13 protein-coding genes and 4 tRNA genes are annotated in these 12979 nt (G+C 34.9%); 16 read left to right on the top strand and 1 reads right to left on the bottom strand.

What is annotated here, in order from left to right; all coding sequences use genetic code 11:
• The first annotated feature begins 31 nt into the window (after nucleotides 1-31).
• Entirely contained in the window at nucleotides 32-1201 is a 1170-nt protein-coding gene (locus B0I10_RS09160) for an acyl-CoA dehydrogenase family protein (protein WP_112086206.1), read from the top strand.
• A 32-nt stretch (nucleotides 1202-1233) separates the two neighbouring features.
• Here the strand turns inward: B0I10_RS09160 and B0I10_RS09155 are convergent, their stop codons facing one another.
• Nucleotides 1234-2301 (bottom strand): endonuclease/exonuclease/phosphatase family protein, encoded by a 1068-nt coding sequence (locus B0I10_RS09155; RefSeq protein ID WP_112086330.1) that lies wholly within the window; start codon nucleotides 2299-2301, stop codon nucleotides 1234-1236.
• Nucleotides 2302-2482: 181 nt separating this feature from the next.
• Between B0I10_RS09155 and rpsU the strand changes: the two genes are divergently transcribed.
• From rpsU to rpoB, 15 genes are all read left to right on the top strand, one after another.
• Complete coding sequence (gene rpsU / locus B0I10_RS09150) at nucleotides 2483-2677, top strand: 30S ribosomal protein S21 (protein WP_112086205.1); 195 nt, start codon at nucleotides 2483-2485, stop codon at nucleotides 2675-2677.
• A 68-nt stretch (nucleotides 2678-2745) separates the two neighbouring features.
• Nucleotides 2746-3642 (top strand): tyrosine-type recombinase/integrase, encoded by an 897-nt coding sequence (locus tag B0I10_RS09145; RefSeq protein WP_112086204.1) that lies wholly within the window; start codon nucleotides 2746-2748, stop codon nucleotides 3640-3642.
• Between the two features lie 34 nt (nucleotides 3643-3676).
• The gene (gene hpf, locus B0I10_RS09140) at nucleotides 3677-3979 is read left to right on the top strand and encodes a ribosome hibernation-promoting factor, HPF/YfiA family (protein WP_112086203.1); all 303 of its coding nucleotides are present in this window, start codon (nucleotides 3677-3679) and stop codon (nucleotides 3977-3979) included.
• A gap of 92 nt (nucleotides 3980-4071) precedes the next feature.
• Nucleotides 4072-4145, top strand: a tRNA-Thr gene (locus B0I10_RS09135).
• 82 nt (nucleotides 4146-4227) lie between these two features.
• Nucleotides 4228-4309 (top strand) — tRNA-Tyr (locus B0I10_RS09130).
• A 30-nt stretch (nucleotides 4310-4339) separates the two neighbouring features.
• Nucleotides 4340-4411, top strand: a tRNA-Thr gene (locus tag B0I10_RS09125).
• Nucleotides 4412-4465: 54 nt separating this feature from the next.
• Entirely contained in the window at nucleotides 4466-5653 is a 1188-nt protein-coding gene (gene tuf / locus B0I10_RS09120; protein ID WP_112086202.1) for an elongation factor Tu, read from the top strand.
• Nucleotides 5654-5709: 56 nt separating this feature from the next.
• Nucleotides 5710-5780 (top strand) — tRNA-Trp (locus B0I10_RS09115).
• A gap of 15 nt (nucleotides 5781-5795) precedes the next feature.
• Nucleotides 5796-5993, top strand: coding sequence for a preprotein translocase subunit SecE (secE, locus tag B0I10_RS09110; protein ID WP_112086201.1), 198 nt, complete (start codon nucleotides 5796-5798; stop codon nucleotides 5991-5993).
• A gap of 8 nt (nucleotides 5994-6001) precedes the next feature.
• Nucleotides 6002-6553 (top strand): transcription termination/antitermination protein NusG, encoded by a 552-nt coding sequence (nusG, locus tag B0I10_RS09105; protein ID WP_112086200.1) that lies wholly within the window; start codon nucleotides 6002-6004, stop codon nucleotides 6551-6553.
• 65 nt (nucleotides 6554-6618) lie between these two features.
• A complete protein-coding gene (rplK, locus tag B0I10_RS09100; RefSeq protein WP_112086199.1) occupies nucleotides 6619-7056 on the top strand; it encodes a 50S ribosomal protein L11 in 438 nt (145 codons plus the stop codon).
• A gap of 13 nt (nucleotides 7057-7069) precedes the next feature.
• On the top strand, nucleotides 7070-7759 hold the full coding sequence (rplA, locus tag B0I10_RS09095; RefSeq protein ID WP_112086198.1) for a 50S ribosomal protein L1: 690 nt from the start codon (nucleotides 7070-7072) through the stop codon (nucleotides 7757-7759).
• Between the two features lie 22 nt (nucleotides 7760-7781).
• Nucleotides 7782-8297, top strand: coding sequence for a 50S ribosomal protein L10 (gene rplJ / locus B0I10_RS09090; RefSeq protein WP_112086197.1), 516 nt, complete (start codon nucleotides 7782-7784; stop codon nucleotides 8295-8297).
• Between the two features lie 62 nt (nucleotides 8298-8359).
• Nucleotides 8360-8737, top strand: coding sequence for a 50S ribosomal protein L7/L12 (gene rplL, locus B0I10_RS09085; protein WP_112086196.1), 378 nt, complete (start codon nucleotides 8360-8362; stop codon nucleotides 8735-8737).
• Between the two features lie 267 nt (nucleotides 8738-9004).
• Nucleotides 9005-12817 (top strand): DNA-directed RNA polymerase subunit beta, encoded by a 3813-nt coding sequence (gene rpoB, locus B0I10_RS09080; RefSeq protein ID WP_112086195.1) that lies wholly within the window; start codon nucleotides 9005-9007, stop codon nucleotides 12815-12817.
• Nucleotides 12818-12979: the final 162 nt, after the last annotated feature.

Below are 12979 nucleotides of genomic sequence, written 5' to 3'. Positions count from 1 at the left end.
ATTAGACATTTTAAGCAATTAATTTTATTTTATGAATTCAGAATACTTTTCGGAAGAACACCAATTATTTAGAGTTACATTACGTGATTTTTTACAAAAAGAAGTTGTTCCTCACATTGAAAAATGGGAAAAAACAGGAACAATTGAACGATTTATTTGGAAAAAATTTGGCGACATGGGTTTTTTCGGACTAAACTATCCTGAGGCTTATGGCGGCATGAATTTAGATTTATTTTATACCGTTATATTCTTAGAAGAACTACAAAAAATAAAGTCATCCGGTTTTGCTGCTGCAATGTGGGCACATTCCTATCTAGCCATGACGCATTTGAATGCAGAAGGTGATGAAAAAATTAAACAAGATTATTTGGCACCAAGTATTTCCGGAGATAAAATAGGAGCATTATGCATTTCTGAGCCTTTTGGTGGTAGTGATGTGGCAGGAATGCGAACAACTGCTATCATAAAAGGAGATAAATATGTAATTAATGGATCAAAAACATTTATCACTAACGGTATTTATGCCGATTATTATGTGGTAGCGGCAAAAACGCAACCAGAACTTGGGAACAAAGGAATAAGTATTTTTTTAGTAGATACCAAAACACCCGGTATTTCTGCGACAAAATTAGATAAGTTGGGCTGGAGAGCATCCGATACGGCAGAAATCGCCTTTGATAATGTAGAAATTCCACTTGAACATTTAATGGGCGAAGAAGGAAAAGGCTTTCCTTATATCATGCAACATTTTGCGTTAGAACGTTTAATCATGGCGATCAATGCTCATGCACGTGCTGAATATGCCATTGAATATACTATAGAATATATGTCGCAAAGGGAAGCTTTCGGTCGCACAATCGATAAGTTTCAAGCGTTACGACACACCATTGTTGAACATGCTACCGATGTAGAACATTGCAAAATTTTTAATTATGCTGCAGTAGCTCGATTAAACAAAGGTGAATATGTGGTTAAAGAAGCGACAATGGCCAAATTGAAATCCACCAAAGTAGCTGATGAAACCATTTATAGTTGTCTTCAAATGTTAGGCGGTTATGGTTATATGGAAGAATATCCGTTGGCAAGATTATTAAGAGATAGTCGTTTAGGGCCAATTGGTGGAGGAACCTCGGAAATTTTAAAAGAGATTTTGTCCAAAATGATTATTGATAATCAAAATTATAAACCGGCAGTGGAATAATTTTTATTTAATTAAATACTAGAAAGCGAAAATCAATCACGATTTTCGCTTTCTTCGTTTATGCCATCGCTTATAATTCCATTAATTTCTTTCTTTTCTTCACGTTCAAGCGTTTCGATCAATTCTTCTTGTTCTTTGTTTTTTCGGTTGATATGAAAAGAACTGTAGATTGGAAAATGATCCGAACCAAAATAGTCTAACGTTTTTAACTCTTCTACAAAAACATCCGTTGAATGAAAAAACAAATCAATTGGGAATCGGAAAAACCAATAGTTAGCATGAAAAGTAGAAAACAAACCTCTTCCAATTCTGGCATCAATTAATTCACTGGTTTTTCTAAAAAGGAGTGAAGATTTTGCCCAAGCTACATTGTTAAAATCACCTACAACTACACAAGGCTCAGATTTAGATTTCACTACTTTGGCTACACTCAACAATTCACCATCTCTTTCTTTGGCGTTTCCTTCTTCGGTTGGACTTGGGGGTGGAGGATGAACTCCGAAAAGGTTAAACACAAATCCGTCTTCCGATTTTATTTTCGCTTCGATACTCGGAATATCATCAGCAACAAAATAATGCACTTGATATGAAATAATTTTTAATTTGGAAAATAAATGAATGCCATACGTATTTTCCAAAGCAACTTTTATATGAAAAGGATACGTTTTGTCAAAATGAGAAAGTGCGTTTTCCCATACTTGATTCGATTCCATGGTTAAGAAAATGTCAGGATTATGTTTTTCGATTAAACCTATAAATCGATTATAAGCAGAATTGTCTTGGTATATATTTGCGGAAATAATACTAATAGTTTCGGAGCAGGAATTTGTTTTTATTTTAGTGGGTATAGAATGAAGCTTGGTATATGGAAACAAAACCTTTACATGAAAAGCAAGAGTGAGTGAATTTAGGCCCAATACAACAAAAAACAAGAAGTCTTTATTCTCTATAAAAAGTAAGGCTAAAATACAAGTTAAAAGAAGAAGCTGAAACAATTGCACTTTTCCAAATTCAAAAAATCTAAAAAACCAATGCGGATTTTGAACAAGCGGAATGAAACTTGATATAAGTAATAAAATAGAGAAAATATAAAAGAGCATACTTTTTTCAATAAAAATAATCAAAAAATAATTTATCGTTTTTTTTTTTAATAAAAGCAAATATAAGTTTTTTAAAAAATGTCATGAAAGATTGTTTTCTTTGAAATAATTCAGAAATTATAATTCAGAATTAAAAATAATTACTACTTTTGCACCCTAAATGAGAGGAGGTGTCTAGATTATGCTAATTATACCAATTAAAGACGGAGAAAATATCGACAGAGCGTTAAAACGCTACAAAAGAAAATTTGATAAAACAGGAACTGTTCGTCAGCTAAGAGCACGTCAGGCTTTTATTAAACCATCTATTGTCAAAAGAGCACAGATTCAAAAAGCTCAGTACATTCAAACATTGCGTGACAGTGTAGAAATGTAAAAGCATTTTTCATAAAAATAAACCGTTAGTTTGAGAAGTTTTGTAACTTTGAGGCCAACGGTTTTTTTATGCAATCAAATCAGCAGGCTTTTCGTGATTATCTTCAAATGCAAAAGAACTATTCTTTGCATACGGTAAAGGCTTATTTGAATGATATAGCTGAATTTGACATGTTTAATAAAACTAATTTTGAACAAGATTTAATAGACAACGTTGTTTACCCGCAAATAAGAAGTTGGATTGTTTTTTTGGTTGATGGTGGTATTTCTGCTTCATCCGTAAATCGAAAAATTTCTTCCTTAAAAAGTTATTATAAATTTTTGTTGCGAATTAAGCAAATAGAGCAAAGTCCGTTGTTAAAGCACAAAGCCTTAAAAACGCCAAAAAAAATTCAAATTCCTTTTTCAGAAAAAGAAGTAGATTTGGTATTAAATCAAATTGTTTATCCCGATGGATTTGAAGGTATTCGCGACAAGTTAATTATTGATTTATTTTATACCACAGGAATAAGAAGAGCAGAGTTGATCAATTTGAATTTAAGCGGAATAGATTTTTCAAATGCTACGCTAAAAGTATTGGGAAAAAGAGATAAAGAACGAATTATTCCTTTGTTACCAATCATAACCGGTCAATTGCAAAACTATATTTTTCAACGTAATCAACTTCAGGAAATTAAAGATTCAGAGAGAATATTTTTAACCCAAAAAGGTGTTAAATTGAATGATACGCTTGTGTATCGATTAATAAATTCGTACTTTAGTAATGTCTCCGAGAAGGTAAAAAAAAGTCCTCATATTTTGCGGCACACGTTTGCAACGCACTTATTAAATAACGGAGCCGATTTGAATTCAGTGAAAGAATTATTAGGGCATTCGAGTTTGGCATCAACTCAAGTTTATACACACAGTAGTTTAGCCGAATTAAAAAAAGTATATGGCAATGCTCATCCTCGGAACCAAAAATAATTCACTTAGTTTGTTTAACCTTAAAAATTAGATTATGAAGGTAAATGTTAATGCTGTAAACTTTAATATTGACGGAAAGTTAGTAGATTTCATTCAAATTCGAATGGATAAATTAGAAAAATATTATGACAAAGTAGTTGTAGCTGATGTTTTTTTGAAAGTAGAATCTACCAGTGAGAAAGAAAACAAAATTGTTGAGATTAAAATTCATGTGCCAGGGGATGATTTTATAGTAAAAAAACAATGCAAAACGTTTGAAGAAGCAGTTGATTCTTCTACCGAAGCGTTGGAGCGTTTACTCTTGAAAAGGAAAGAAAAAATCAGAACACATATATAGTATAAATTTTTTTTAAAAAATGTTTTGATTGACAAATAAAATCTATACATTTGCAGTCCGTTAGAAATAGCGGACTTTTTTTATTGAGTAATGCCGGTGTAGCTCAGCTGGCTAGAGCAGCTGATTTGTAATCAGCAGGTCGTGGGTTCGAGTCCCTCTATCGGCTCAATTGAAAGATTAGTATTAAAATGTTTTGTAAGAATAACATTCTAAGCATTTACGTTCATTTAAAAGTTTAAAAATTTTGAGGGGAGATACTCAAGCGGCCAACGAGGGCGGACTGTAAATCCGCTGATTACATCTTCGCAGGTTCGAATCCTGCTCTCCCCACAAATTTTAACTTGATAAGATTAATTTCTTGCCGGTGTAGCTCAGGGGTAGAGTGCTTCCTTGGTAAGGAAGAGGTCACGGGTTCAATTCCCGTCATTGGCTCAAAATTGTAAGAATTAAACACTATTATATAACTAAGATTTTAAATTAATTAAAATGGCAAAAGAAAATTTTAATCGTAACAAGCCACACCTTAATATTGGAACTATTGGGCATGTGGATCATGGAAAAACTACATTAACCGCAGCTATTACTAAAGTTTTATCTGACGCAGGTTATTGTCAAGCAAAATCGTTTGATCAAATCGATAATGCTCCAGAAGAAAAAGAAAGAGGTATTACTATCAATACATCTCACGTTGAGTATGAAACTGCTAATCGTCACTACGCACACGTTGACTGTCCTGGTCACGCGGATTATGTAAAGAACATGGTTACAGGTGCTGCTCAAATGGATGGTGCTATCCTAGTAGTTGCTGCTACTGATGGTCCTATGCCACAAACACGTGAGCACATCCTTTTAGGACGCCAGGTAGGTATTCCAAGAATCGTTGTATTCATGAATAAAGTGGATATGGTTGATGATGCTGAGCTTTTAGAGCTTGTAGAGATGGAAATTAGAGATTTATTGTCTTTCTACGATTATGATGGAGATAATAGCCCTGTTATCCAAGGTTCTGCTTTGGGAGGATTAAATAATGATCCAGCTTGGACTCCAAAAATTCTTGAATTGATGGAAGCGGTTGATAATTGGATTCAAGAGCCAGAAAGAGATATTGCAAAACCTTTCTTGATGCCTGTTGAAGACGTATTTACAATTACTGGTCGTGGAACTGTGGCTACAGGTCGTATTGAAACAGGAATTTGTAATACTGGAGATCCAGTTGAAATCATTGGTATGGGTGCTGAGAAATTAACTTCTACAGTTACTGGTATCGAAATGTTCCGTCAAATCCTTGATAGAGGTGAAGCTGGAGATAATGCAGGTATCTTATTGAGAGGTGTTGCAAAAGAAGACATTAAAAGAGGAATGGTTATTTGTAAACCAGGTTCAGTTAAACCACATGCGAAATTTAAAGCAGAGGTTTATATCTTGAAAAAAGAAGAAGGTGGTCGTCACACACCATTCCATAACAACTACCGTCCTCAGTTCTATGTTAGAACGACTGACGTAACAGGTACTATTAATTTACCAACTGGAGTTGAAATGGTTATGCCAGGTGATAACTTAACTATCGATGTAACTTTATTAAGTGCAATTGCTTTGAACGTAGGTTTACGTTTTGCTATCCGTGAAGGTGGTAGAACTGTAGGTGCTGGTCAGGTAACTGAAATCGTTGAGTAATTTTTAAATACACAAAGCCAGTTCATGTTCTTAGGAGCATGACTGGCTTTTAACAAACGGGTGTAGTTCAAGGGTAGAATAGCGGTCTCCAAAACCGTTGATGGGAGTTCGAATCTCTCCATCCGTGCAAAATTCAATTATAATGACAAAAGTTGTTAACTATATAACAGAAGCTTTTCAAGAACTTAAATCTAATGTAACTTGGTTACCTTGGTCTGAGGTACAACGTTTAACTATTATTGTAGCAGTTTTTACGATCGTATTTTCTCTAGCTACTTGGGGCGTTGATGAAGTTTTCAGAAAAGCAATATCAGGATTTTTTAATTTGATAAAAGGATAATTTCTGTTATGGCTGATAGTAGTTTAAAAAAGTGGTATGTAGTTAGAGCTGTAAGTGGCCAAGAGAATAAGGTTAAAACTTATATCGAAAACGAAATTAATCGTCTTCAATTAGCCGATCACATTGCTCAGGTTTTAGTTCCTACTGAAAAAGTAGTGCAAGTAAGAGACGGCAAAAAAATAGCAAAAGATAAAGTTTATTTCCCTGGCTATGTAATGATTGAAGCTAATTTGATAGGAGAAATTCCTCATATCATTAAGTCTATTACAGGTGTAATTGGTTTCTTGGGTGAAGTAAAAGGTGGAGATCCTGTGCCTTTACGTTTATCCGAAGTAAATAGAATGTTAGGGAAAGTGGATGAATTGGCTGTTACTGCCGATACACAGAATATTCCATTCAATATCGGCGAAACAATCAAAGTTATTGACGGTCCTTTCAACGGATTCAATGGAACTGTTGAAAAAATTAATGAAGACAAGCGTAAACTGGAAGTAATGGTTAAAATTTTCGGAAGAAAAACACCATTGGAGTTAGGATTTATGCAAGTAGAGAAAGTATAATTTGTTACATTATTATAAACCGCATCTTGCTTCCAATTGAGATGTGCTAAATTTTTTTAAAAACAATGGCTAAAGAAGTTAGTAAAGTAGTTAAACTACAAGTAAAGGGAGGTGCCGCGAATCCTTCGCCACCGGTCGGACCTGCTTTGGGAGCTGCTGGAGTTAATATCATGGAGTTCTGTAAGCAATTTAATGCGAGAACTCAAGATAAACCCGGCAAAGTTTTACCAGTACAAATTACTGTGTACAAAGACAAATCATTTGATTTTGTTGTAAAAACGCCACCCGCTGCTATCCAGTTATTGGATGCAACAAAGCTAAAGTCAGGTTCAGGTCAACCAAATCGTAAAAAAGTAGCAAGTGTTACTTGGGATCAAATTAGAACAATTGCCGAAGACAAAATGGTAGATTTAAATGCATTTACTATCGAGGCTGCTATGAGTATGATAGCAGGAACAGCTCGTTCTATGGGTATAACAGTATCAGGAGTAGCTCCTTTTTAATTAAAAGAAAGACATGGCAAAATTGACAAAAAAGCAAAAAGAGGCTGCAGCAAAAATTGAAAAAAGCAAATTATATTCTTTAAAAGATGCTTCTGCATTGTTAAAGGAAGTTGCTTCTGCAAAATTTGATGAGTCTGTTGATATCGCAGTTAAATTAGGAGTAGATCCAAGAAAAGCGAATCAAATGGTAAGAGGTGTGGTAGCATTACCACACGGAACTGGTAAAGATGTTAGAGTGCTAGCACTTGTTACTCCAGATAAAGAAGCGGAAGCTAAAGCTGCTGGTGCAGACTATGTAGGTTTAGACGATTATTTACAAAAAATCAAAGACGGTTGGACAGATGTTGATGTAATCATCACCATGCCTGCTGTAATGGGTAAATTAGGTCCATTAGGTCGTATTTTAGGACCTAGAGGTTTAATGCCAAACCCAAAAACAGGTACGGTAACAATGGATGTTGCGAAAGCAGTTCAAGAAGTTAAAGCGGGTAAAATCGACTTTAAAGTTGATAAAACTGGAATTGTTCATGCCGGAATTGGAAGAATTTCTTTCAATGCAGACATGATTGTAGATAATGCACACGAAATTATTCAAACATTAATCAAAATGAAACCAACAGCAGCCAAAGGTACTTATATCAAGTCTATTCACTTGTCAAGTACAATGAGTCCTGCAATTGCTTTAGATCCTAAAGCAGTTTAATTGGTAGTTAAACAATTATATTATGACTAGAGAAGAAAAATCAAGAGTTATTGAAGATTTAACTGCACAGTTGGCTGATAGTAATGTTGTCTACATTGCAGATATTTCTAACCTTAATGCTGAAACTACTTCAAATCTGAGAAGAGCTTGTTTCAAAGCCGGAATTCAATTAAATGTTGTAAAAAACACTTTATTGGAAAAAGCGATGGAAGCTTCTGCTAATGATTATGGAGACTTACCTTCAATATTAAAAGGAAATACTTCAATAATGATTGCTGAGAACGGAAACGCTCCTGCAAAAATCATTAAAGAATTCCGTAAAAAATCAGATAAACCTCTTTTAAAAGGAGCTTACATTTATCAAGCCGTCTTTATTGGTGATAACCAATTAGATGCACTTGTAGCTCTTAAATCAAAAGAAGAAGTTATCGGAGAAATCATCGGTCTTCTACAATCTCCTGCTAAAAATGTTATATCCGCTCTTAAATCAGGTGGTGGTAAAATTGCAGGAATTGTTAAAACCTTATCGGAAAGATAAGAACCCCGCGAGAACGCACTTAATAAATTATATTTTACAAACTATTTAAATCGATAGAAAAAATGGCAGATTTGAAACAATTCGCAGAACAATTAGTTAACTTAACAGTTAAAGAGGTTAACGAATTAGCAACAATTTTAAAAGATGAGTATGGAATCGAGCCTGCAGCTGCTGCTGTAGTTGCTGGTCCAGCTGTTGGTGGTGGAGACGCTGCTGCGGTAGAAGAGCAAACTGAGTTTACAGTAGTTTTAAAAGAAGCTGGTGCTTCTAAATTAGCTGTAGTTAAAGCTGTTAAAGAATTAACAGGTTTAGGTCTTAAAGAAGCTAAAGATTTAGTAGATGCTGCTCCTTCTAATGTTAAAGAAGGTGTAACTAAAGATGAGGCTGAAGGGCTTAAAAAATCTTTAGAAGAAGCTGGAGCTGTAGTTGAACTTAAATAAGTTCACTTAAGTTTTAAGAACTAGGTTTAGGTCTTGGATTAACCTCCAACGACCTAAACCATTTTTCGTATAATAAAATTATAAAAGATTTTATTATCAAATAGTTTAAAATACCCTATTATTTTTGATCACTACGAAGAAAAAAAATTAAGACAGTGTACTCTGAAAAATTTTTAAAGATGTAATGATTACAAAAAGAAAGTATTAATTAAACAGTGTATTTACACAAAAATAATTACTTTTTTTTAATCAAAATTTTGTCCATAGATGATAACTAATCAGACTGAAAGATTGAATTTTGCCTCAACTAAAAATATACCTCAATATCCTGATTTTTTGGATATACAGGTAAAATCTTTTAAGGATTTCTTCCAATTGGAAACGAAATCTGATGAAAGAGGCAACGAAGGTCTATACAACACCTTCATGGAAAATTTTCCAATCACCGATACAAGAAATAATTTTGTACTTGAATTTTTAGACTATTTTGTAGATCCTCCTCGTTATTCTATTTCAGAATGTATCGAAAGAGGTTTAACCTACAGCGTGCCGTTAAAAGCAAGACTAAAACTTTACTGTACAGATCCGGAACATGAAGATTTTGAAACAATAGTACAAGATGTCTATTTAGGTACTATTCCTTATATGACACCTAGCGGTACTTTTGTAATCAATGGTGCAGAAAGAGTTGTTGTATCGCAGTTACACCGTTCACCTGGTGTTTTCTTTGGACAGTCATTCCATGCCAATGGAACCAAATTATATTCTGCCCGTGTAATTCCTTTCAAAGGTTCATGGATAGAATTTGCTACCGATATCAACAACGTAATGTATGCATATATCGATAGAAAGAAAAAATTACCTGTTACAACTCTTTTGCGTGCTATCGGATTTGAAAGAGATAAAGATATTCTTGAAATTTTTGACCTTGCGGAAGAAATTAAAGTATCAAAAACAGGACTAAAAAAATATATTGGTAGAAGATTAGCTGCACGGGTATTGAACACATGGCACGAAGATTTCGTGGATGAAGATACTGGTGAAGTTGTTTCTATCGAAAGAAACGAAATCATCTTAGATCGTGATACTATTATCGACAAAGATAATGTCGAAGAAATTATCGATTCTAATGTAAAATCTATTCTGTTGCACAAAGAGGATAATAATCAAGTTGATTATGCCATTATCCACAATACTTTACAGAAAGATCCAACCAACTCAGAAAAAGAAGCCGTTGAGCATATCTACCGTCAGTTGCGTAATGCAGAACCGCCGGATGAAGAAACCGCACGTGGTATTATCGATAAGTTATTCTTCTCAGATCAACGTTATAACTTAGGTGAAGTTGGTCGTTATAGAATGAACAAAAAATTAGGTTTGGATATCCCAATGGAAAAACAAGTGTTGACCAAAGAGGATATTATTACTATCATCAAATATTTGATTGAATTAATCAACGCTAAAGCAGATATTGATGATATTGATCACTTGTCAAACCGTCGTGTTAGAACAGTTGGTGAACAACTTTCTGCACAATTTGGTGTAGGTCTTGCTCGTATGGCCAGAACTATCCGCGAAAGAATGAACGTTAGAGATAACGAGGTGTTTACACCAATCGATTTGATTAATGCCAAAACATTATCATCGGTAATCAATTCTTTCTTCGGAACCAACCAGTTATCTCAATTTATGGATCAAACCAATCCATTGGCGGAGATTACACACAAAAGAAGATTGTCTGCACTAGGACCAGGTGGTCTTTCGAGAGAGAGAGCCGGTTTCGAGGTGCGTGACGTTCACTATACCCATTATGGTCGTCTTTGTCCGATTGAAACGCCTGAGGGACCAAACATTGGTTTGATTTCTTCACTTGGGGTTTATGCTAAAGTAAACGGAATGGGATTCATCGAAACACCTTATCGTAAAGTAACGAATGGTGTGGTTGATTTAAAATCCGAACCAATTTACTTAAGTGCTGAAGAAGAAGAAGGTAAGATGATTGCTCAAGCAAACATTGAAATGGATGCTAATGGAAAAATTACTGCAGATAAAGTTATTGCTCGTGAAGAAGGCGATTTCCCGGTAGTTGAACCAAATGTTGTTCATTACACAGACGTTGCTCCAAACCAAATTGCGTCGATTTCAGCATCGTTAATTCCTTTCTTGGAACACGATGATGCGAACCGTGCATTGATGGGATCAAACATGATGCGTCAGGCCGTACCATTGTTACGTCCTGAAGCTCCAATTGTTGGTACAGGTTTAGAAAGACAAGTTGCCTCAGATTCTAGAGTATTAATTAATGCCGAAGGAAATGGAGTAGTAGAATATGTTGACTCTGAAAAAATTACCATTAAATATGATCGTACGGATGCAGAACGTATGGTGAGTTTTGATTCAGATGATAAAACATATCAATTAATTAAATTTCAAAAAACCAATCAAAGTACGTGTATTAACCTAAAACCAATCGTAAGAAAAGGGGATAGAGTTACAAAAGGACAAGTACTTTGCGAAGGATATGCAACGCAAAACGGAGAATTAGCCATCGGTAGAAACCTTAAAGTAGCATTTATGCCATGGAAAGGATACAACTTCGAGGATGCAATTGTAATCTCTGAAAAAGTTGTTCGTGATGATATTTTTACATCTATCCACATCGATGATTATTCATTAGAAGTTCGTGATACTAAATTAGGTAACGAAGAATTAACGAATGACATTCCAAACGTTTCAGAAGAAGCGACAAAAGATTTGGATGAAAACGGTATGATTAGAATTGGAGCCGAAGTTAAACCTGGCGATATCCTAATCGGAAAAATTACACCTAAAGGCGAATCCGATCCAACTCCGGAAGAAAAATTATTACGTGCTATCTTTGGTGACAAGGCCGGTGATGTAAAAGATGCTTCGTTAAAAGCCTCTCCATCATTACACGGTGTTGTTCTTGACAAAAAATTATTTGCAAGAGCCGTAAAAGATAAGCGTAAGCGTACAAAAGATAAAGATGATTTGGCTTCATTAGAAATGGAGTTCGAAGTGAAATTCAACGAATTAAAAGATAAATTAGTTGATAAATTATTCAACATCGTAAACGGAAAAACATCGCAAGGTGTCATGAACGATTTAGGAGAAGAAGTTTTACCAAAAGGTAAAAAATATACTCAAAAAATGTTGAATGCCGTTGAAGATTTTGCTCACTTAACAAAAGGTCAATGGGTAGCCGATGACGAAACCAATCTATTAGTTAATGATTTGATTCACAATTATAAAATCAAATTAAACGATTTACAAGGTGCGTTAAGAAGAGAGAAATTCACCATTACGGTTGGAGATGAATTACCAGCTGGTATTTTAAAACTAGCTAAAGTTTACATCGCTAAGAAACGTAAACTAAAAGTAGGTGATAAAATGGCAGGTCGTCACGGAAATAAAGGTATTGTTGCGCGTATCGTAAGAGACGAAGATATGCCATTCCTTGAAGACGGAACGCCGGTTGATATCGTATTAAATCCGCTTGGTGTACCATCTCGTATGAACATTGGTCAGATTTATGAAACTGTGTTAGGATGGGCTGGAAAGAATTTGGGAAGAAAGTATGCAACACCAATTTTTGATGGTGCTACAATCGATCAAATTAATGAATTGACAGACGAAGCAGGAATTCCAAGATTTGGTCATACTTATTTATATGATGGAGGAACCGGAGAACGTTTCCACCAAGCAGCAACAGTTGGAGTAATCTATATGTTGAAATTAGGACATATGATCGATGATAAGATGCACGCACGTTCTATCGGACCGTACTCGCTTATTACGCAACAACCATTGGGTGGTAAAGCTCAATTTGGAGGTCAGCGTTTTGGAGAGATGGAGGTTTGGGCTCTTGAAGCATACGGAGCTTCTAGTACTTTAAGAGAAATATTGACGGTAAAATCAGATGACGTAATCGGTAGAGCAAAAACGTACGAAGCAATCGTGAAGGGTGAGCCAATGCCGGAGCCGGGATTACCAGAATCATTCAACGTTTTAATGCACGAATTGAAAGGTCTTGGTTTAGACATTCGATTAGAAGAATAGTACAAGTTGTCAGTAGGCAGTTGTTAGTGTTCAGTTTGATACTGCTTACTAAAAACTGACCACTGACCGCTTTTTTAAATTAGTTTTCAGGATTTATACCCGTAAACCGTTCCGATTTTTTATAGAAACAAATGTTTTTATAATTAGCACTTCAAGAAAGGC

This window comes from Flavobacterium lacus (assembly GCF_003268815.1).
GTDB lineage: Bacteria > Bacteroidota > Bacteroidia > Flavobacteriales > Flavobacteriaceae > Flavobacterium > Flavobacterium lacus.
This window is presented reverse-complemented; position numbering and strand designations above follow the sequence as displayed.

Excerpts from the sequence above, each read along its gene's own strand:
- rpoB (WP_112086195.1), top strand. The coding sequence starts at position 9,005 with ATGATAACTAATCAGACTGAAAGATTGAATTTTGCCTCAACTAAAAAT.
- B0I10_RS09155 (WP_112086330.1), bottom strand. The coding sequence starts at position 2,301 with ATGCTCTTTTATATTTTCTCTATTTTATTACTTATATCAAGTTTCATT.
- nusG (WP_112086200.1), top strand. The coding sequence starts at position 6,002 with ATGGCTGATAGTAGTTTAAAAAAGTGGTATGTAGTTAGAGCTGTAAGT.
- tuf (WP_112086202.1), top strand. The coding sequence starts at position 4,466 with ATGGCAAAAGAAAATTTTAATCGTAACAAGCCACACCTTAATATTGGA.
- B0I10_RS09160 (WP_112086206.1), top strand. The coding sequence starts at position 32 with ATGAATTCAGAATACTTTTCGGAAGAACACCAATTATTTAGAGTTACA.
- rplA (WP_112086198.1), top strand. The coding sequence starts at position 7,070 with ATGGCAAAATTGACAAAAAAGCAAAAAGAGGCTGCAGCAAAAATTGAA.
- B0I10_RS09145 (WP_112086204.1), top strand. The coding sequence starts at position 2,746 with ATGCAATCAAATCAGCAGGCTTTTCGTGATTATCTTCAAATGCAAAAG.
- rplL (WP_112086196.1), top strand. The coding sequence starts at position 8,360 with ATGGCAGATTTGAAACAATTCGCAGAACAATTAGTTAACTTAACAGTT.
- hpf (WP_112086203.1), top strand. The coding sequence starts at position 3,677 with ATGAAGGTAAATGTTAATGCTGTAAACTTTAATATTGACGGAAAGTTA.
- rplK (WP_112086199.1), top strand. The coding sequence starts at position 6,619 with ATGGCTAAAGAAGTTAGTAAAGTAGTTAAACTACAAGTAAAGGGAGGT.
- secE (WP_112086201.1), top strand. The coding sequence starts at position 5,796 with ATGACAAAAGTTGTTAACTATATAACAGAAGCTTTTCAAGAACTTAAA.
- rpsU (WP_112086205.1), top strand. The coding sequence starts at position 2,483 with ATGCTAATTATACCAATTAAAGACGGAGAAAATATCGACAGAGCGTTA.
- rplJ (WP_112086197.1), top strand. The coding sequence starts at position 7,782 with ATGACTAGAGAAGAAAAATCAAGAGTTATTGAAGATTTAACTGCACAG.